At 53.7% G+C, this 19,793-nt stretch carries 23 protein-coding genes; 2 read left to right on the top strand and 21 right to left on the bottom strand.

The window, feature by feature from the left end; translation table 11 throughout:
* Positions 1 to 186: 186 nt before the first annotated feature.
* Positions 187 to 765 (bottom strand): YceD family protein, encoded by a 579-nt coding sequence (locus TH4_RS12970; RefSeq protein ID WP_064781431.1) that lies wholly within the window; start codon positions 763 to 765, stop codon positions 187 to 189.
* Positions 758 to 1,330 (bottom strand): ubiquinol-cytochrome C chaperone family protein, encoded by a 573-nt coding sequence (locus tag TH4_RS12975; RefSeq protein ID WP_008891101.1) that lies wholly within the window; start codon positions 1,328 to 1,330, stop codon positions 758 to 760. Before TH4_RS12975 ends, TH4_RS12970 begins: the two co-directional genes overlap by 8 nt.
* Before the next feature lie 165 nt (positions 1,331 to 1,495).
* On the opposite strand from TH4_RS12975, the gene TH4_RS12980 reads away from it, so the two are divergent.
* Positions 1,496 to 1,945 (top strand): outer membrane protein assembly factor BamE, encoded by a 450-nt coding sequence (locus TH4_RS12980; protein ID WP_008891102.1) that lies wholly within the window; start codon positions 1,496 to 1,498, stop codon positions 1,943 to 1,945.
* Between the two features lie 29 nt (positions 1,946 to 1,974).
* Here TH4_RS12980 and thiL read toward each other — a convergent pair whose 3' ends face one another.
* From thiL to rpiB, 9 genes are all read right to left on the bottom strand, one after another.
* Entirely contained in the window at positions 1,975 to 2,949 is a 975-nt protein-coding gene (gene thiL, locus TH4_RS12985; protein ID WP_064781432.1) for a thiamine-phosphate kinase, read from the bottom strand.
* Position 2,950: 1 nt separating this feature from the next.
* Positions 2,951 to 3,448 carry a transcription antitermination factor NusB gene (nusB, locus tag TH4_RS12990; RefSeq protein WP_063089462.1) on the bottom strand — a complete coding sequence of 166 codons (498 nt, stop codon included), beginning with the start codon at positions 3,446 to 3,448 and terminating at the stop codon, positions 2,951 to 2,953.
* The gene (gene ribH / locus TH4_RS12995) at positions 3,448 to 3,912 is read right to left on the bottom strand and encodes a 6,7-dimethyl-8-ribityllumazine synthase (RefSeq protein ID WP_008891105.1); all 465 of its coding nucleotides are present in this window, start codon (positions 3,910 to 3,912) and stop codon (positions 3,448 to 3,450) included. Before ribH ends, nusB begins: the two co-directional genes overlap by 1 nt.
* Before the next feature lie 4 nt (positions 3,913 to 3,916).
* A complete protein-coding gene (gene ribB, locus TH4_RS13000) occupies positions 3,917 to 5,071 on the bottom strand; it encodes a 3,4-dihydroxy-2-butanone-4-phosphate synthase (protein ID WP_064781433.1) in 1,155 nt (384 codons plus the stop codon).
* Positions 5,072 to 5,077: 6 nt separating this feature from the next.
* The gene (locus TH4_RS13005; protein WP_064781434.1) at positions 5,078 to 5,665 is read right to left on the bottom strand and encodes a riboflavin synthase; all 588 of its coding nucleotides are present in this window, start codon (positions 5,663 to 5,665) and stop codon (positions 5,078 to 5,080) included.
* 4 nt (positions 5,666 to 5,669) lie between these two features.
* Entirely contained in the window at positions 5,670 to 6,791 is a 1,122-nt protein-coding gene (ribD, locus tag TH4_RS13010; protein WP_064781435.1) for a bifunctional diaminohydroxyphosphoribosylaminopyrimidine deaminase/5-amino-6-(5-phosphoribosylamino)uracil reductase RibD, read from the bottom strand.
* Positions 6,791 to 7,264, bottom strand: a complete 474-nt coding sequence (nrdR, locus tag TH4_RS13015) for a transcriptional regulator NrdR (RefSeq protein WP_008891109.1) — start codon at positions 7,262 to 7,264, stop codon at positions 6,791 to 6,793. The genes ribD and nrdR overlap by 1 nt, the downstream gene beginning before the upstream one ends.
* A 24-nt stretch (positions 7,265 to 7,288) precedes the next feature.
* Positions 7,289 to 8,563 (bottom strand): serine hydroxymethyltransferase, encoded by a 1,275-nt coding sequence (glyA, locus tag TH4_RS13020; protein ID WP_064781436.1) that lies wholly within the window; start codon positions 8,561 to 8,563, stop codon positions 7,289 to 7,291.
* Positions 8,564 to 8,649: 86 nt separating this feature from the next.
* Positions 8,650 to 9,093 (bottom strand): ribose 5-phosphate isomerase B, encoded by a 444-nt coding sequence (rpiB, locus tag TH4_RS13025; RefSeq protein WP_008891111.1) that lies wholly within the window; start codon positions 9,091 to 9,093, stop codon positions 8,650 to 8,652.
* A 463-nt stretch (positions 9,094 to 9,556) separates the two neighbouring features.
* Between rpiB and TH4_RS13030 the strand changes: the two genes are divergently transcribed.
* Positions 9,557 to 9,976, top strand: coding sequence for a Ros/MucR family transcriptional regulator (locus tag TH4_RS13030; protein WP_064781437.1), 420 nt, complete (start codon positions 9,557 to 9,559; stop codon positions 9,974 to 9,976).
* Positions 9,977 to 10,098: 122 nt separating this feature from the next.
* Here TH4_RS13030 and TH4_RS13035 read toward each other — a convergent pair whose 3' ends face one another.
* From TH4_RS13035 to TH4_RS13080, 10 genes are all read right to left on the bottom strand, one after another.
* Entirely contained in the window at positions 10,099 to 11,214 is a 1,116-nt protein-coding gene (locus TH4_RS13035; RefSeq protein ID WP_008891113.1) for a branched-chain amino acid ABC transporter substrate-binding protein, read from the bottom strand.
* A gap of 206 nt (positions 11,215 to 11,420) precedes the next feature.
* Complete coding sequence (locus TH4_RS13040) at positions 11,421 to 11,777, bottom strand: DUF6867 family protein (RefSeq protein ID WP_008891114.1); 357 nt, start codon at positions 11,775 to 11,777, stop codon at positions 11,421 to 11,423.
* Between the two features lie 11 nt (positions 11,778 to 11,788).
* On the bottom strand, positions 11,789 to 12,499 hold the full coding sequence (locus tag TH4_RS13045; protein ID WP_008891115.1) for an ABC transporter ATP-binding protein: 711 nt from the start codon (positions 12,497 to 12,499) through the stop codon (positions 11,789 to 11,791).
* Positions 12,500 to 12,519: 20 nt separating this feature from the next.
* Positions 12,520 to 13,374 carry an ABC transporter ATP-binding protein gene (locus TH4_RS13050; RefSeq protein WP_064781438.1) on the bottom strand — a complete coding sequence of 285 codons (855 nt, stop codon included), beginning with the start codon at positions 13,372 to 13,374 and terminating at the stop codon, positions 12,520 to 12,522.
* A complete protein-coding gene (livM, locus tag TH4_RS13055) occupies positions 13,371 to 14,891 on the bottom strand; it encodes a high-affinity branched-chain amino acid ABC transporter permease LivM (protein WP_064781439.1) in 1,521 nt (506 codons plus the stop codon). The genes TH4_RS13050 and livM overlap by 4 nt, the downstream gene beginning before the upstream one ends.
* On the bottom strand, positions 14,891 to 15,814 hold the full coding sequence (locus TH4_RS13060; protein WP_008891118.1) for an ABC transporter permease subunit: 924 nt from the start codon (positions 15,812 to 15,814) through the stop codon (positions 14,891 to 14,893). The genes livM and TH4_RS13060 overlap by 1 nt, the downstream gene beginning before the upstream one ends.
* A gap of 352 nt (positions 15,815 to 16,166) precedes the next feature.
* The gene (locus tag TH4_RS13065; protein ID WP_008891119.1) at positions 16,167 to 16,358 is read right to left on the bottom strand and encodes a DUF6898 family protein; all 192 of its coding nucleotides are present in this window, start codon (positions 16,356 to 16,358) and stop codon (positions 16,167 to 16,169) included.
* Positions 16,359 to 16,481: 123 nt separating this feature from the next.
* Positions 16,482 to 17,372: a 3-hydroxyisobutyrate dehydrogenase gene (gene mmsB / locus TH4_RS13070; RefSeq protein ID WP_064781440.1), complete on the bottom strand. Its 891-nt coding sequence runs from the start codon at positions 17,370 to 17,372 to the stop codon at positions 16,482 to 16,484.
* An 83-nt stretch (positions 17,373 to 17,455) separates the two neighbouring features.
* Positions 17,456 to 18,547: an enoyl-CoA hydratase/isomerase family protein gene (locus tag TH4_RS13075; protein ID WP_064781441.1), complete on the bottom strand. Its 1,092-nt coding sequence runs from the start codon at positions 18,545 to 18,547 to the stop codon at positions 17,456 to 17,458.
* A gap of 3 nt (positions 18,548 to 18,550) precedes the next feature.
* On the bottom strand, positions 18,551 to 19,690 hold the full coding sequence (locus tag TH4_RS13080; RefSeq protein WP_064781442.1) for an acyl-CoA dehydrogenase family protein: 1,140 nt from the start codon (positions 19,688 to 19,690) through the stop codon (positions 18,551 to 18,553).
* Positions 19,691 to 19,793: the final 103 nt, after the last annotated feature.

Consider the following 19,793-nt stretch of genomic DNA (forward strand, 5'->3'; position numbering starts at 1 on the left):
TGTCATCAATGGGCCGGAACGCCCGTAATTACCGGAATTCTCCACCAGATACAAGGTAAAGCACATTCCGGCTGCCCACACCATAACAGCGCGAACGCAATCATAGTGCAGTCAAAACGTGAAATGCCGGTAAATACCGGCATATTCAACAAGCCTAATCATCAGACGTTCCCGCCCGGATGACCACTATTTTTTCTTTTCAAGCTGTTCTTTAAGGCCTGCAAGCTGCGCAAACGGGTTGGGTTTGTCGGCGTCGGCGTCTTCTTCGGTCTGGATCGAGTCCGGCAGCTCCGCATCATCCTTGCGTGGATACGGGTCCATCGCAACGGCCAGGAACTGTGCAACAACCTCGCCCAGATCAATCATGCCATCAACAAGCGGTTCGGGCTGTTCAAGCAGCGCCATCAATTCGGCTTCCGACAGATTTTCAAGATCGTCCGGGTTTGACGGCATGTCTTCTTCGGAAACATGCGGCGAGAAAAGTACCTCGACCGTATCTTCAACGGTTTCCGGCACGGGTTCCAGTGTGGCGACGCAGCGCTGAACGATTTCGGCACTCATCGGGCCACGCACGGTAACTTCGCCGTTTGACGCGGTTTTAACTTCGAGCTCGGCGCGCAAGCTATCAATTGAAACCAGCTCGAACCGTTTGGCCAGTTCGGCACGTTCCTTTTCGTTGGCTTCAATAACAAGTTTCTCTTTGCCACTGACCATTTCATCGGTTTTGACAATACGGGAAAACTCGGGGGTAAAATTATCAGGCATCAGGTCGTTCTTTCTCGTGCGAGTCAGATACAGCAACAGCCGGGACATCGGGAAAATGAACCGCGCCGTTCTGCATTTGCAAAATGGTTTGATTTTCAAGGCTGGTCAGCGCGTCGTGGATATAGCCGACCATCGCCATAAGTTGTTCATTGCTGACATTACAGTCAGCGTAAAGATTACGGTCCAGTGCGGCGGCAAGCTCGGCTGCGCCAGACTGAACACCTTCTTCATAGGCAACAATGCGCCCATGGTAGGATTCAGACATCTTGCGGATCCGCTTCAGGATACCGACATCGCCGATCCCCATTTCACGCATGTTCTGATCAAGATCAGAAAACATCACATCAAAGATGCGCTGTGCAAGATCACGGTCACCATCATCGGCCTTCAAACGGCGAAACAGGATGAATGCATGAACGAGAATAAGGTCAAAGCGCCCTTCCATCTTATCGGGAACGCCAAGCTTTGCGTAGAAGTCCGGTTGGCGCGCCTGGGTTACCATTGCCGTGTAAAGCTCGAACGCAGCAGTTTGCTTGCGGTCTTTTTTCTTAAGCCATCCAAACAACAGTAACACTCCTTCGTTGACATTCCTGTCGTGGCACGCAGAATGCCGTAAATCTCATTGGGGCATGTCTGCCCCATGCATTGCCCGGCAATATCATGCGCCTCGCGCAGAAACTCAAGGCAATTCCGGTTTCGCTTCAAGAAGAGGGTCGCTCAGGTGAGCTTCATGGATAACAAAACTACCCGCATTCCCCTGATCATGCTGGCAGGGCTCGCTATTGCCTTTGTCGCTGCCTGCAGCCCCAGAATTGCGACCCGCGGCCACGCGCCGGACCCAGAACAGCTTGAACAGATCTCTGTCGGAGAATCGACCAAGGGTGATGTCACCAATATTCTGGGATCGCCATCATCGGTTGCCGCCTTTGACGAAAATGTCTGGCTTTATATTTCCAGTGTGACCGAGACCGTTGCGTTCTTCGAACCCGAAACCGTCCAGCAGAAAGTCATTCTGATCAGCTTCGATGCGGCCAATCGCGTCGAAATCCTGAGTGAATATGACCTCGAAGACGGCAAGCCGGTTATTCCGACGGACCGCGTTACACCGACTGCCGGTCGTGAAATCACGATCCTGCAGCAGCTCTTTGGCAACCTGGGTCGCTTCAGCGAGCAGAAATAAGCCGCCTGAGCCGATCTAGAGATCTGTCGTTATTTGAAATGGTCGAACCCGCCATCTGCGAGTTCGGCCATTTTTCCATCCGCACCGATCAGTGATACAACACCGACTTCATCCGTCACCCCACCGATGACGGTGAAGGCATCACCCAAGGCAGCAACATCATCGGGTGCACCCGCAATCAGAAGTTCGTAATCATCACCGCCCGCAAGAATGCGCGACCACTGGTCTTCATCACCATCCAACGCAGCCCGTGCCGCCTTGGATAGCGGAACAGCATCGCGGTTGATCACAAGACCGACACCCGAAGCAGAACAAATCTTGCGGCAATCCCCTGCAAGCCCGTCGGAAATATCCATGGCAGCCAAACGTCGTTTCGATGCGATACAGGCCGCACTTTCCGTCATCCGCGGCTGCGGCAACCAATAACGGTCTTTCAGGAACTCGGCCAAATCCGGTGCAAGATCGGGAAATTCGCCGTTCAGTAGCGCCAGCCCCAAGGCCGCATCACCCAACGTTCCGGTGACGGCCAAAACATCGCCCGGCTGTGCCAGATCACGTCGAAGGGCCCTGCCTGTTGGAACATAGCCAAATGCCGTCAGACTAAAAAATGTCGGGCCCGGCGTTGCAACCGTATCTCCGCCCCAAAGCGACACATCATAAGCCGCACAATCTTCGCCAAAACCCTTGGCAAATCGCGCAACCCAGTCATCCGACAGATCGCGATTATAACCCGAACTCAATACGACGCCGCCCGGTCGGGCGCCCATGGCCGCCAAGTCCGACAGGTTCACGCGCAGAACTTTCTTTGCGATCAGTTCGGGTTCATCAATGCTTCGGAAATGGACATCAGCCACCAGCGCATCGGTGGTTACAACAACCTCGTGCCCGGCGGGTGGTGAAAATACGGCCGCATCATCCTTCAAAGACAATGCGGCCGGATCACTTTGCGCAATGGGCGCAAAATGGCGCGCGATCAGTTCAAATTCGCCGGATCGCGCTGCCATATCAATTCTGTCCGGCTTCACCGGGACGCAAGGTTTTCCCGATACGGTCCAGCACGGCATTGACCAGCTTCGGTTCGTTCTCGTCAAAGAACGAATGCGCTGCGTCGACATATTCCGTGATAACGACCCGCATCGGCACGTCTTCACGCGCGATCAGTTCATACGTGCCCGCACGCAGGATACTGCGAAGGACCGTCTCAAGACGCTGCGTGGTCCAGCCCTTTTCAAGCGCACCATTGATCAGCGCATCAAGATCGACCATGCGCGCGGCAACACCCTGAACCAGATCGGCGAAAAAGCCGCGATCCGGATCGATCAGGTCTTCGTTTGGCACATCAAGATCGCGACCACCCGTACCATCAAGGCGGAAGTCGGAATATTCGCGCACGATATCAGCGGCAGGCAGCTGCGAAAGCTCTGCCTGGTAAAGCGCCTGAATAGCGGCAAAACGCGCCGCACTGCGCCGTTGTGCGGCTGATGCCTTTGATTTCTCGGTCATTACTTGTGATGTATTCCAAAGTGGTTTTGAACTTCAATCTGACGCAGAACAGCTTTGGCAGCTTCGCCGCCCTTGTTCTTTTCGTCAGCCTTGGCCCGTGCAAGTGCCTGCGCCTCGTTCTCGACAGTCAGGATGCCATTGCCGATTGCCAGGTTGTAGTCAAGGCAAAGCTGCATCAGCGCACGGTTGGCTTCTTCGCAAATGTGGTCGTAATGCGTGGTTTCGCCACGGATAACACACCCCAGCGCAAGATAACCGTCATAGCGCGGACCGGTGGCCAGTTCTTCCATCGACTGCACAGCATAACGGATGGTAATTGGCACTTCAAACGCACCCGCGACCGAAATACGGTCCCATGTCGCGCCACCAGCTTGCAGCGTCGAAGCGGCCCCTTTGACAAGGTCTTCGACGATATGCGTGTAATACGGCGCATCCACAATCAGAATGTGGGGGGCGTTGCTCATGATTTTATTCCTCCGAGACGACAAGCGGACGCTGATCAACCAGATTTAGACCGAAGCCGTCAAGTCCTACAATGTGGCGTTTGGTATTTGAAAGCAGAATCATGTCGCGAATGCCAAGATCATGCAAGATTTGCGCACCGACACCATAGTCGCGCAAATCGCCATCACCGTTTTCATTCGCCAGTTCCTGACGCAGGGCATCACCATCCCCGCCATTCATCTCGATCAGTTTGGCAATCGATGCAGAAAGCGTGTTCGGACGCGGTTCACGGATCAGGACAACCACACCACGCCCCTCCTCGCCGATCTGGCGCATGGCGGCTGAAAGTTGACCATGATGGCCCGTTTGGGTATCGCCCAAGATATCTTCTATCACATTTAGGGCATGCACACGGGTCAGAACCGGCGCATCATCAGAAATATCGCCTTTGACCAGTGCAATATGTTCGGCATAGGTGACATTGTTGACATAAAGATGCATGTCAAACTCGCCGCCATTCACACTTTTGATCTTGGTGGTGGCTTTGCGCTGAACGACTTTTTCATGTTTGCGGCGATAGCGGATCAGATCGGCAATCTGCGCGATCTTGAGATCATGTTTCTTGGCAAACTCTACCAGTTCTGGCAGTCGCGCCATTTCACCCGAATCACTCATGATTTCACAAATGACACCCGACGGGTTCAGGCCCGCAAGGCGTGCGATATCAACAGACGCCTCTGTGTGACCGGCACGCACCAAAACCCCACCCGGACGGGCACGAAGCGGGAATACATGGCCCGGTGTCACGATGTCGTGGCGACCGGCATTGGGATCAATTGCGACGGCCACAGTCCGCGCACGGTCAGGTGCGGAAATACCGGTGGTAACGCCAGTCTTGGCCTCGATCGATACGGTGAAGGCTGTTTCGTGGCGTGTGCCGTTATGCGCACTCATCATGGTCAGGCCAAGCTCGTCGCACCGCTCAGATTCAAGCGTCAGACAAATCAGGCCGCGGCCATGGGTTGCCATGAAATTGATGGCATCGGGTGTTGCCATCTGGGCCGGAATAACCAGATCGCCCTCGTTTTCGCGGTCCTCGTCATCGACAAGAATGAACATCCGGCCATTGCGGGCCTCTTCGATGACGTCTTCTATTGGCGAAAGATAATTATGCGGCATTGTTGATCAATCCTTGCCCAGCATGCGCGCGACGTAGCGTGCCAGCATATCAATTTCAAAGTTGATCCGGTCGCCCGGTTGCTTTGAACCCAATGTGGTTTCGTTTTGGGTATGTGGTATCAGATTGATACCAAATGTGTTTCCGTCAACCTCGTTGACAGTCAAAGACACACCTTCAAGTGTCACCGATCCCTTGGATGCGATATATTTCGCAAAGGCTTCGGGCACTTCGAATGTCAGGCGCAATGAATCACCCTCTGGCACGCGTTTGGTCAGCGTTGCAACGCCATCGACATGGCCAGATACGATGTGACCACCCAACTCATCGCCGACACGCGTCGCCTGCTCGAGATTGACCTTGGATCCGACAACAAGATCACCCAGCGTTGTCCGCGAAAGGCTTTCTGCCGATGCCTCGATGGCAAACCAGTCATCCCCGGTTTCGATCACGGTCATGCAGGCACCATTGCACGCGATTGACGCCCCCAGAACGATCTTTGAGGTATCAAACGATGTGGTGAACTCAAACCGGGTATCGCCGGTTTTCTCGATTGCACGCACGGTTGCGATATCGGTGATGATGCCAGTGAACATTCATTTATTCCGTTATTTTATCGTAGGTTACCGCAATATCTGCACCTACTTCACGAACTGAAGTACGTTTGAAATGCGGTGCGTCAGCAAGCTGTTTCAAACCAAGATCTGCAATCATTGCCTTGCCGTCGCCACCAATCAACGATGGCGCGACGAAATGAATGATACGATCAACCACACCCGCCCTGATCAAACCAGCGGCAAGATTTCCGCCACTTTCAACAAGGACACGCGTCAGACCTTCATCTGCCAGCTTACGCAGCACATCATGTAGGTCCAAATGATCATCTGCGCATCCTGCGGAAATCACTTTTACCGCAGTTTTTTGAAATTTTTCCGATAGTTCGGCGAAATTCTTGTTGGCGGTTACCAGCCATGTCGGCACGTCGTCGGCCGTCTGGACAAGCCTGGCAGTAACCGGAACGTCGCCTGCACGATCCAGAATGACGCGCAACGGCGATTGATGGCCGCGCCCGGCAAGGCGACAAGTCAAACTCGGATCATCGGCGATGACCGTCTTGGCACCGACCAGAATGGCGTCATGGTTGGCACGCAACATGTGCCCGGCTTCGCGTGCGCCAGCACCCGTAATCCACTGGCTTTCGCCACTGGCCGTCGCAGATCGCGCATCAAGGGTCGATGCCAGTTTAAGGGTGATAAACGGACGGGAACGCTCGGCCTTGGACAGGAAGCCCGCATTCACGCGGCGGGCCTCATCGGCATAAAGCCCGACATCAACCTGAATGCCGGCATCACGCAGCATTTTGTGCCCCCTGCCCGACACGCGCGGATCCGGATCGGTCAGCGCGCTGACAACGCGCGACACACCGGCTTCAATCAGGCCGGTTGCACAGGGCGGCGCTTTGCCAACATGACTACAAGGTTCAAGGGTGACATAGGCGGTTGCACCACGGGCCAGCGGACCGGCCAGATCAAGGGCAACACGTTCGGCATGCGGGCGGCCACCGGGTTGAGTGTGACCACGGCCAACAATGGCGCCATCAGAAGAAACAAGGACACAGCCAACCGACGGGTTCGGCCAGACATTTCCCAAACCGCGTTTTGACAGGCTCAATGCGACCCGCATGAAATGCCGGTCGTCTTCGCTAAACGCGGGGGCTGTCATTACTCTGCGTCCGCCTCTTCTTCCCCATCATGCATTTTTTCGACGAATTGTTCGAAATCGCGGGCTTCACGGAAATTCTTGTACACCGAAGCGTAGCGTACATAAGCCACCTGATCGAGGGCATTCAGCGCCTCCATCACCATTTCGCCAATGGTATCGGTGGAAATATCGCTTTCGCCACTGCTTTCAAGACGGCGTTGAATGCCATTAAGGGCCTTTTCAACACGTTCGTCTTCAATCGGGCGTTTGCGACAGGCAAGAAAGATCGACCGCGCCAGCTTGTCGCGGTCGAACAATTCGCGTTGCCCGTCTGTCTTCACAACCATCAATTCACGCAACTGGACACGTTCAAATGTCGTGAAGCGCGATCCGCAGGCAGGACAGAACCGGCGACGGCGAATGGCATGATGCTCTTCGGTCGGACGGGAGTCCTTAACCTGGGTATCGGTATGTCCGCAAAACGGGCAACGCATATTTTTATCTAAGCCTCAAATCGATCAGGAATAGATCGGGAAACGCTTGCAGAGGTCTTCGACCTTCGCACGGACGGCAGCCTCGACTTCGGCATTGCCTTCCGGGTTGTCGACCATGGCATCCAGAACGTCACCGATCAGTTCACCGATCTGCTGGAATTCGGCAACACCGAAACCACGCGTGGTACCAGCCGGCGTACCAAGACGCACACCAGACGTAATGGTCGGCTTTTCGGTGTCAAACGGAATACCGTTTTTGTTGCACGTAATGCCTGCACGTTCCAGTGCGACTTCCGCCGTGTTGCCTTTCAGGCCCTTCGGACGCAAATCTACCAGCATAAGGTGCGTATCGGTACCGCCGGTCACGATGTCAAAGCCACGTTTGACAAGGACTTCTGCCAGTGCCTTGGCGTTATCAACAACCTGCTGGGCATATGCCTTGAATTCCGGACGCAGCGCTTCGCCAAAGGCAACTGCCTTGGCCGCAATCACATGCATCAGCGGACCACCCTGCAGACCCGGGAAGACGGCGGAATTGATCTTTTTGCCGATCTCGAGGTTGTTTGACAGGATCATGCCGCCGCGCGGACCTCGAAGGGTTTTATGCGTGGTGGTGGTAACAACATCTGCATAAGGAAGCGGGCTCGGATGAACGCCACCGGCAACGAGACCTGCAAAGTGCGCCATATCAACCATCAGCAAAGCGCCAACCTTGTCCGCGATTTCACGGAAACGTTTGAAATCGATCTGACGCGGAATGGCCGAACCACCGGCAATGATCAGGGCCGGTTTGTGTTCAACCGCAAGGGCTTCAACCTGATCGTAATCAAGGGTCAGGTCATCTTCACGAACGCCATACTGAACCGCATTGAACCACTTGCCCGACAGTGCCGGACGTGCGCCGTGCGTCAGGTGGCCACCAGCATCAAGCGACATACCCAGAATGGTATCGCCCGGCTTGCAAAGGGCCAGCATCACCGCACCGTTTGCCTGCGCACCGGAATGGGGCTGAACGTTGACAAATTCACAGCCGAAGATTTCCTTGGCGCGATCAATTGCCAGCTGTTCGGCAACGTCAACATATTCACAACCACCATAATAACGGCGCGAAGGATAACCTTCGGCGTATTTGTTGGTCAGGACAGTGCCCTGTGCCTCGATAACCGCTTTGGAAACGATGTTTTCCGAAGCAATCATCTCGATCTGGTTCTGCTGACGATCAAGCTCGTCGGTAACAGATTTGTACAGTTCCGGATCAGCTTCGGCCAAGCTGGTGGTGAAAAAGCCTTTGAACGACATGCGGGGGCCTCTTTCGATGCGATGTGACGGGGAGCGACCCTTGGGGGCCGCCTGCCCGTTCCGGTTGATGCCAGATGGCGAGAAAATCAGACGGAGCAGGACATTTTTGCGACGCGACCTTCGTGACGACCGCCTTCGAATTCGGTCGACAAGAAGGTATCAACGCAATCAAGTGCCGTGGCTTCACCAATCAGGCGGGCACCAAGGCAAAGAACATTTGCGTTGTTATGTTGACGGCAAAGTTCCGTGGAAAGACGGTCATGAACCAGTGCTGCGCGGATTTGCGGATAACGGTTGGCTGCCATGCTCATACCGATGCCAGATCCACAGACGAGAATACCCGCCTCGGCCTTGCCATCGATAAGGGCCTTGGCCACTGCCTGCGCATAATCCGGGTAATCAACCGAAGCCGAACCATCTGTGCCCAGATCAAGCACTTCAATCCCGCGCTTTTTCAAGGTTTCAGCAATGGTTGATTTCAGTTCCACACCACCGTGGTCGGAGGCAATCGCAAGGGTTTTGACGGTCATAGGCGTGCCTTTATTCAAAAGCAAAAGTTAAAATTTGAGCGCCTTGTAGCATATAGCGTCGGGGCTGCCAACGCGCAGCTCATGAAAACAGCAAGTTTTCCAAACAGAACTGACGCAGTAAAACCGTTATGGTTCAAAAGCTCCGTATATTGAACACATATGTCAGCTTTAACGCCGTCAACAAGGTCCATGCAGGTATCAGAATGCCGCCATGGCCGTAAAGTACGATCCAGCCATATAAACAGTATTATTGCGCAATCTGTTTGGTTGTATTTCCTGTGCGACCTGAAATTTAAGAGGGTTTAATCATCGCCGCCAAAGCATAAACTTTAATATAACATCCCTATAAACCTAAACAGGGTCTATTAAACAAATAACCTTGTGTTTTTCTGTGGTTTGACTATACCGATTGAATAGTGCATTAAGTTTAATGTGATTTATCAAATGAAGGATTACTTCAATTATGGCTGAAACCGAGAACAGCGTGCTTAATCGCGACGAACTTTTACAGATGACCGTCGACATTGTATCTGCCTATGTCAGCAACAATGCGCTTGCCGCGGCACAGATTCCGGAACTGATTTCGACTGTCTTTGCTTCTCTTGATGATATACACGGTGTTGAAAAAGAACCGGAACAGGAACCGTTGAAACCGGCTGTTCCGATCAAAAAATCTATTGGCGATGATTATATTGTCTGCCTCGAAGACGGCAAAAAGCTGAAAATGCTCAAACGTCACCTGCGCACGACCTATAACCTCACCCCGGAAGAATACCGTGCGAAATGGGGCCTGCCGGCAGATTACCCGATGGTCGCACCGAATTACGCCAAGCAGCGTTCGCAGTTTGCCAAGAAGATCGGTTTGGGTCGCAAGGCGAAATAACGCCTTCCCCAGTCAAATACCGAAAGAAAAAACGCCGCCCTCATTCAGGGCGGCGTTTTTCGTATCCGACTGCAATAGTCGGGTCAGTCCAGCTTTAGGCCGGACTGACCGTTTGCAGTTGATCACGGATTCTGGATAGCACCGTCGGTGTACTGACCGTCTTTCCAGGTGTAGATCCAGTAACCCGGAGCATCGACGTCGCCTTTGGCGTCAAACGAGATTTCGCCAAGAACGGTGTCGAATTTCTCGGAATGCAGGGCATCTACAACCGGCTCGAAGTCGGTCGAGCCAGCTTTGTTGGCAGCCTGTGCCCAAGCCTGGATCGCACCATAGGTGAACAGGGTGTAACCTTCCGGCTTGTAACCGATTTCGTCGAAGTATTTGACGAGGTCAGCGTTGCGCGGATCGGTTTCAATTGCCGGCGATGCGGTGAAGATGGTGCCTTCGCCGGAATCACCGGTAATTGCCCAATATTCAAGGGTGTTGATCGCGTCACCAGACATGACCATGGTGTCCATGCCCTGTGCGCGCATCTGACGAACGATCAGACCGAGTTCGGTGTGGTAACCACCATAATACAGAACTTCGATGCCTTCGGATTTCAGCTTGGTCACCAGAGCCGAGTAGTCTTTCTCAGCCGGGGTGATTGCTTCGTAAAGGGCTTCGGTTACGCCGTTCGCATTGAGGTTTTTCTTGGTTTCGTCAGCCAGACCTTTGGAATAAGCCTGCTTGTCGTGAACGATGGCGATTTTCTTGTCGCCATAGTTTGCAGCCAGGTATTTACCAGCAACTTCACCCTGCTGATCGTCACGACCGCAAACACGGAACACGTTGTCCATGTCACGTTCGGTCAGCTGCGGGTTGGTTGAAGCCGGGGAAATCTGGATGATGCCCTCTTCGAAGTAAACTTCCGAAGCCGGGATCGAGGAACCAGAGCAGAAGTGACCAGCAACAAGTGCAACGTCTTTGCTAACCAACTGGTTGGCAACAGCAACAGCCTGTTTCGGATCGCAAGCGTCATCGCCGATTTCGAGGACGAGCATTTCGCCGTTCACACCACCAGCTGCGTTGATGTCAGCAACTGCTTTCTCTGCACCCTGGGTCATCTGTTCGCCAAATGCAGCGTACGGACCGGTCATCGGACCAACGGTCGCGACAACGATGTCAGCTTTTGCTACACCCATTGAAAGAACAAGCGCGGAAGCAGTGGCAAGAAGGCCGAGCTTGGTTTTCGACATAAGAGAAGTCTCCCTGTTCCAAAGGTTGATTCCATCACCATGACAGAATCATCTTTTTGGATCTGAAACCGGCCCGTGTTTATCGCCGATTACCGGTTTCAGTTCCCTCGCACCATAGCGCTCCGTATTCGGGACGCATAAGTACAAACCAGACGATTGCCCGTTATCGGGCAACCATGCGGGGACGCGTTACGTCCCCGCAAATATCAGCGAACATCAGCACCTTCGCGGGCGCGATACGCAAACGGACCAACCCGTTCATACAGCCACGGATATTGCGACAGCATCTTGTTCACCTGCGTCAGGCGGAACGCCGCGAAGGTGATTGCAAACAGGATTACCGTATCAAAAATGTAGCCGGAAAGTGAAAGAAGCTCACCTTCAAACAGGGCAAAAACCATGAAGCGGTCAACGCAGCCAAGCAGCAGTGCATAAGGCACAAGCTGCCAGGCCGGACGCCAGGTGTTTGCGATGGCCTGACCGGTCATGAAACCGCAGAACCCCATCAGGATGATGGTCATTCCGATTGTGACACCAATGCTGGTACCCGTAATCGCTTCCATCTCAGAACTCCCTAGTGGCCACCCTCGAGGTAGGCTGCGCGGACTTCCGGGTTTGCCAGAAGTTCCGCACCCGTCCCCGAGAGCGTGATATTGCCATTGACCATCACATATCCACGATGAGCCAGTTTAAGCGCATGGAATGCGTTCTGCTCAACGAGGAAGACCGTCATCTTTTTCTCGCGGTTGATCTTCTCAACCGTTTCGAAAATCTGCTTCACGATCAGTGGCGCCAGACCAAGTGACGGCTCATCAAGCAGAAGAAGACGCGGACGGCCCATCAGGGCACGGCCAATCGCCAACATCTGCTGTTCACCACCAGACATCGTACCGGCACGCTGGTTGATGCGTTCCTTCAGACGCGGGAACAGATCAAACACCATTTCGATATCCGAATTGAAATACTTCGGATCCTGGGTGATCGCGCCCATCTGAAGGTTTTCATAAACCGACATGCGCGGGAAAATACGACGCCCTTCCGGGGACTGCTGAATACCAAGCTGGCAGATCTCATGCATTGGCATGCGACTGATATCCTGGCCTTCAAACAGAATGCGCCCCTTGCTGGCCTGCGGCGAACCGCAACAGGTCATAAGCAACGTGGTTTTGCCGGCACCGTTGGCACCGATCAGGGTGACGATTTCACCTTCATTGACTTCCATATCAATGCCCTTGAGGGCTTCGATATTGCCATAGAAGGTATGAACACCTTCGATTTTAAGCATGGACATATCGATGGACTCCCTCACTGCGCTTTCGGATCAAGATGAAGGTCGGCAGCAACTTCCGGCGGAAGCTCGTCATCCTCTTCTTCGCCAAGATAGGCGCGGATAACAGCCGGATCATTCTTGACGGCTTCTGGATTGCCATCGGCAATCTTTTTACCGTAATCAAGAACGATCACATGGTCGGAAATCTGCATGACAACGCTCATATCATGCTCGATCAGAAGGCAGCCAACGCCCTGATCATCACGGATGCTCTGCAACAGAACGTTCAGTTCCGCCGACTCACGCGGGTTAAGGCCCGCAGCCGGTTCGTCCAGACAAAGCAGTGACGGGTCGGTGCACATGGCACGTGCGATTTCCAGGCGACGCTGGGAACCATATGGCAGGTTACCGGCATTCCAGTCAGCCTGCGCATACAGACCAACCTTCTCCAGCCAGAACTCAGCCTTTTCGACCGCTTCCTTTTCCGCCTTGGCATATTTGCCAAGGTTGAACAAACCGGCAAGAGAGAACGCAGAGGCCTCCATCAACCGGTTATGCTGGGCAACGATCAGGTTTTCCAGAACCGTCATCCCGGTAAACAGGCGGATGTTCTGGAACGTGCGCGCAACACCTTTGTTGCGTGGAATGCGGAACCCTTCGGTCCGTTCCAGCAACCGCGGGCCATCGTCGGCATGAAGGGTCAGGCGACCCTCGGTCGGAACGTAGAACCCGGTCAGGCAGTTAAACACAGTGGTTTTCCCTGCCCCGTTCGGGCCGATGATGGCTGTGATTTCACGCTTGTTGGCATTGAAAGACAGATCATCAATCGCGACCAGTCCGCCGAAACGCATGGTCAGATGTTCGACTTCAATCAGTTTGTTGTCGGTCATTTGATTTCTCCGGCAACTTTTTCTTTCTGGCTCATATTGAGCAGAATGGTCGGATCACGGAAGGACAACAGACCGCGCGGACGCCAGAGCATGATGGCAACAATACCTGCCCCGAAGATCAGCATGCGATATTCGGCCAGTTCACGGAACATTTCCGGGAAACCGATCATCACAATTGCCGCCAACACGACGCCGATCTGGCTGCCCATACCGCCCAGAACCACGATCGCAAGAATCACAGCCGATTCAAGGAAGGTGAAGCTTTCCGGGCTGATAAAGCCCTGACGGGTTGCGAAGAACGCACCGGCAAAGCCACCAAACATCGCGCCGATGGCAAATGCCGACAGCTTGGTGTTGGTCGGGTTGATGCCGAGCGAACGGCAGGCAATTTCATCCTCGCGAAGCGCTTCCCAGGCACGCCCGATCGGCAGTTTGCGCAGACGCAGGGTCACGAAGTTCGTCACCAGCGCCAGCACAAGGATCAGGTAGTACAGGAAGATCAGGCGATGCATGGACGAGTATTCCATACCGAACAGCTCGTTAAAGCCAATCGCCCCGTCCGGAACACGCCGCGAAAAATCAGCCATACCAAAGAAGCTAGGACGTTCAATCGATGAAATCCCGTCCGGACCACCGGTAAGGTCATACCAGTTGATCAGAACAACGCGGATAATCTCACCGAAACCAAGGGTCACGATTGCAAGATAGTCACCGCGCAGACGCAGAACCGGGAAGCCAAGGATAATCCCGAAGCTTGCCGCAAAGATACCCGCCAATGGCAGGCAAAGCCAGAAGCTCAGATCGAAATTCTGCGACAGCAGCGCATAAGAATATGCGCCAACCGCGTAGAACGCGACATATCCAAGGTCAAGAAGACCTGCCAGACCAACCACGATATTCAACCCCCACCCCAGCATGATGTAAATCATCACAAGGGTCGCAAGGTCGATTGCGGAACGGTCTTCGCCAAAGATGAACGGGAAAATGATAAAGAAGATAATCCCGATCAGACCGATTTTCTTGGTGTTCGAACGATACGCCAACTGGATTTTGGACGACAGTTTGGCGCTTTCATCGACATCAGCCGCGGTCTTGTCTTTCATCGTGAAATAGGCCGTGGCAAAAATGATCGCCACAAACGCGATACCAATGATGGTGCTGACGACACTTGAAAACACCATGTCGAGGAAGACCGGCGAAACCCAGCGGTCATCAAGTTCGCGGAAACGTACGAACATTTCAAAAACGGCAACGGCAGAAAGCGTAATCAGAACGGCCTGGCCGAGACGTGAAATGTTCTCGCGGCGGAAAATCAGACCAAGACGACCGATCACAGTCGCCCCGATTGCAAGCAGGACAAGGTCCCAACGCACGGCCAGTTCCAGACCGGTCGGACGGTCAACCGTCTCGACACCAAGGAGCATGACGGACATCAACAGCGCGATCACGGCAAAGAACGCAAGTTCCTTGACCACTTCCGAGCCATTGGTACGAGAAGAAGCAAATGCAGCAGACATCAGACTTTCTCCACCTCCGGCTTGCCGAGCAGACCCCACGGACGGAAGATCAGCACAAGAACCAGAATGCCAAACGTTGCGACATCCTTGTATTCAATCGTGAGATAACCCGACCAGAAAGCCTCGATCAGGCCGATCAGAAGACCACCAAGCATTGCGCCCGGCAAAGATCCGATACCGCCAAGAACGGCCGCGGTGAAGGCCTTAACACCGGCAAGGAAGCCGATATAGAAGTCGATCACGCCGTAATACAACGTCACCATCATCCCCGCGACCGATGCCAGGGCAGCACCCATGACAAACGTGGTCGAGATGGTGCGGTCAACGTTAACACCCAGAAGGCCTGCCATCGTACGGTCCTGCTCACAGGCACGCTGTGCGCGGCCCAGGGACGTTTTGGCAATCAGCAGCGAGAAGACAACCATCAGCACGAATGTCAGAACGATAATCACGATCTGCATATAGCTGAGCTGAACGTCGAAATTCGCGCTTTCCATCAGGGTAATGCCGCCCTCAACAAGCGGCTGCATCGGTTTCACGCGCGCACCCTGCGAAATCTGAACGAAGTTCTGCAGGAAAATGGACATACCGATGGCAGAAATCAAAGCTGCCAGACGGAATGAGCCGCGCAGCGGCCGATATGCAACCCGTTCCACGCCCCAACCATAGACAGAGGTCAGAACCATTGAAACGAACAGCATCAAAAGAAGGGTAAGAGGTAGAATTCCGCTGATACCGGCAGCCTGACAGATCAGGAAGGTAATCAGGGAATGGAACGCACCGATCATATAGATCTCACCGTGCGCAAAGTTGATCATGCCAATAATGCCATAAACCATCGTGTAACCGATGGCGATCAGACCATAAATGGCCCCCAGCGTCAGACCATTGATCAATTGTTGTAGGAAATAAGCCCAATCCATTGCACAACCTTAGATTTGGCACAGACATACAAGGACTTCGCCAGATCAGCAGAAGGTATCAATTCACACACAGATGTAATGATTGGATGAGACACTGTCTCCCCATAGCCCCCTGGCAAACCCGCAAAGCCTCCGTCTTATTGTTATCGGGTAACCCCCGGTTTTAACCCTCTATGCCGGTCATTCTTTTTGCGACCATTACATAAAGAGCGCGATTAGAGCGAGGACATTAGACACACGATTTCAAACCCTGCAAGCCGCTTTGACATTTTAGTGAAAATCACCAAAACAGGATTTGAAATTGGCATAAAACACTGACTTCGAAAGTCACCCACGCTTTATATTGTATAAATTATCCCTTTTTGAGAACGTATTCAAGTTTTTGTGCAGCAACGCGCTTCAGTTGTTCCGGATTCCGGCTGACAGGTCCGGCAACAGTCACTTCCACGCCTGTTTTGCCGTCAATGGCCGTACACCGCAGATAGGTGCCGACTTGCCGAAGCTCAAAATAAATCTCGTTCGAGGTGTTATAGCGTGAGGTCATTGATGCACTGCTGTTATCAAAAATGGACTTGTCTATTGTGCTCCCATTTTCAGACAACGCAACATATAACAAAACGGGCCCGGAAATCCGGACCCGCTCGTTTGGTACCGCTTCTGGGTACTTCTATTTCTCGCCATCAAGCATTTTAACGATGGCTGAAAAGTCCATACCACCGTTGCCGCCATTGGAATAAAGCGCATACAGGCTTTCGGCCAATGCACCCATCGGGGTTGTTGCACCAGATGCCGCTGATGCCTGCTGGGCCAGCTTCAAATCTTTCAGCATCATATCCACCGCAAAGCCCGGCTGATAATCGCGGTTGGCCGGGGATGTCGGAACCGGCCCTGGGACCGGGCAATAACTTGTCAAAGCCCAGCACTGACCTGATGCCTTTGAAGACACCTCAAACAGTTTCTGGGCATCCAGGCCAAGGCGCTTTGCCAGCATGAAGGCCTCGGAAACCGCGATCATGCTGACACCAAGCACCATGTTGTTGCAGATCTTTGCCGCCTGCCCGGCTCCGCTGTCACCGGCATGGATGATATTGCTGCCCATGCCCGCCAAAATAGGCTGTGCACTGGCAAAGTCCGCCTCAGATCCACCAACCATGAATGTCAGCGTCCCTGCCGCCGCACCGGCCGTCCCGCCAGAGATCGGGGCATCAACAACACCAAGACCTGCCGCACGGGCCAGCTCGGCTGCCTTGCGGGCCGAGTCCACATCAATTGTCGAACTGTCGATCAGAACCGTGCCCGGCTTGGCATGTGCAATGACACCGTCCGGTCCATCATAAACGCCCAGCACGTGCTTGCCCGCGGGCAGAACAGTGACAACAAATTCGACATCACTGGCCGCTGCGCCGACCGATGCCGCCTTTGAGGCACCGGCCTCCACGGCCTTTGCCACCGCATCCGCCGACAGATCAAAGACCTTGACCGCATGCCCGGCCTTCACAAGGTTGGACGCCATCGGGCCGCCCATATTGCCCAGACCGATAAAACCGATATTCGCCATTTGAAGTCTCCTCTGACACCCTATCTGGGTGTTTTGTTCTGATTTATGTTGATCTGGCAGGGTGATGTTCCCTGCCCAATAGTCTAAAGATTAAGTTCTTTGTCTTTTGGCAGTTTTTCGAAATATTCCGCCACTTCGCGTGGATCGACCTGACCGATATCGCCATGCTGCCATTTCGGCGCATGATCCTTATCGACAATCACCGCCCGCACACCTTCAAACAGGTCCGGCTTGCACACCATGCGCTGTGACAGGCGATATTCCATGTTCAGGACCTCTGCCAGCGACATGTCGCCACCCTGACGGATTTGCTCGAAACTGACGCACAGGGATGTCGGCGATTTGCCCAGCAACGTCTCAAGGGTCTCCGTGCCAAATGCACTGGCCGCATTCCGCAAGGCTTCAAAGATCGCCGCGACACTGTTGCCAGAAAAGCAATGATCGATCTCGCTACGAATTTCTGAAAGTGGTGCTGAACCGAACGGCGTTTCGTGCTTATTGAGGATATCCTCGGCAATGGCAAAGCCATCACCGTCCCATGCCGCACTTGCCAGTGCATTCTTGACGGCATCCAGTTTCGCACTTTCCGCCCCATGGGTTGCAAGTCCGGCATAAAGGCAATCTGCGGCCTTGATCCGCGCCCCGGTCAAACCAAGATACATCCCGATTTTGCCAGGACACCGCGGCAGGAAATAGCCGCCGCCCACATCCGGGAAAAATCCAATGCCGGTTTCAGGCATGGCAAACAGCGTGCGTTCGGTCACGACCCGGAACCGGCCATGGATTGAAACCCCGACACCACCGCCCATGGTGATCCCATCCATCAGTGCGATATAGGGCTTTGGATAGGTCGCAATATAGTGGTTCAGGTGATATTCCCGACGATAGAACGCATCAAGCATCTCTTCGTCATCAACCTTGCGGGCATCATAAAGGCCGCGGATATCACCACCGGCGCAGAATGCCTTCTCCCCCATCCCTTCAATAATGACGACCTTCACCGATGGATCCTGTTCCCAGGATTTCAGTTGCGCCATCATCATATCGACCATCACCAGATCAAGCGCGTTTAGCGCCTTGGGACGGTTCAACAGGATACGGCCAACCGGACCATCTTGGGAAAACAGAACCGGTGCGTCTGCGGTCTCAGTCGGCGAATTTGAAACTGTGCTCATAACCTAGTCTTTCAGGGCTGCACGCGCGATGATCAGGCGCATGATTTCATTGGTACCTTCAAGGATCTGGTGCACGCGCAAGTCACGCAAAAGCCGCTCGATGGGGTATTCGCGAATATAACCATATCCCCCATGAAGCTGCAGTGCTTCGTTACAGACGTTAAAGCCGACATCTGTGGCAAACCGTTTGGCCATGGCACAGAACTGCGTGGCATCATCGGTCTTGTGATCCAGCTTCCATGCCCCTTTATGCAGCATCAGCCGGGCGGCTTCGAGTTCGGTCACCATATCAGCAAATTTGAACTGCAATGCCTGAAACTGATCAAGGCTTTTGCCAAACTGCTTGCGGACTTTCATGTGTTCGCGGGCATGTTCCATTGCCGCACGCGCACCACCGATCGAACAGGCCGCGATATTTAACCGCCCACCATCAAGGCCCTTCATGGCGAACTTAAACCCTTCGCCCTCTTCGCCCAGACGGTTTTCAACCGGCACCTTGCAATTACTAAAGATAACGGCGGCGGTCGGCTGACTGTTCCAGCCCATTTTTTCTTCAAGCTTGCCAAAGGATAGCCCCTCGGCATCCTTTGGCACGATAAAGGTCGAAATGCCTTTCGGGCTGTCATCGCCTGTGCGCGCCATGACGACATAGATATCGCTGCGCGACCCGCCGGAAATAAATGCCTTCTCGCCATTCAGGATATAATGATCGCCATCGCGCTCGGCCCGGGTGCGAAGCGACCCGGCATCCGATCCTGCCCCCGGCTCGGTCAGGCAATAACTTGCGAAATGGTCCATGGTGACGAGCTTCGGCAGATAATTCGCACGTTGCGCATCATCGCCAAACGTATCAATCATCCAGCAGGCCATATTATGGATCGAAATATAAGCCGCCGTTGACGGGCACGCTGCCGCAAGCTCTTCGAAAATGACCGCAGCATCAAGGCGTCCAAGCCCTGTGCCACCATGTTCTTCGCCGGTATAGATCGCGGCAAAACCAAGTTCGGCTGCCTTGCGCAGGGTTTCTTCGGGAAATGTGTGATTGGCATCCCAGTCGCCCGCATATGGCGCCATTTCATTCTGCGCGAAATCACGCGCAGCTTGGGCAAATGCCTGCTGATCTTCAGACAGGTTGAATTCCATTGGATCGCCGCCTCTTTTGATTTTCTATTTTCCCTTTACGTAAACGTGAAATCTGCTGCTTGTCAATTCATTCGGTATAATCGTACCGAATTATCACAATTCT

The sequence above is a fragment of the Thalassospira tepidiphila MCCC 1A03514 genome (assembly GCF_001662875.1).
GTDB classification, from domain to species: domain Bacteria; phylum Pseudomonadota; class Alphaproteobacteria; order Rhodospirillales; family Thalassospiraceae; genus Thalassospira; species Thalassospira tepidiphila.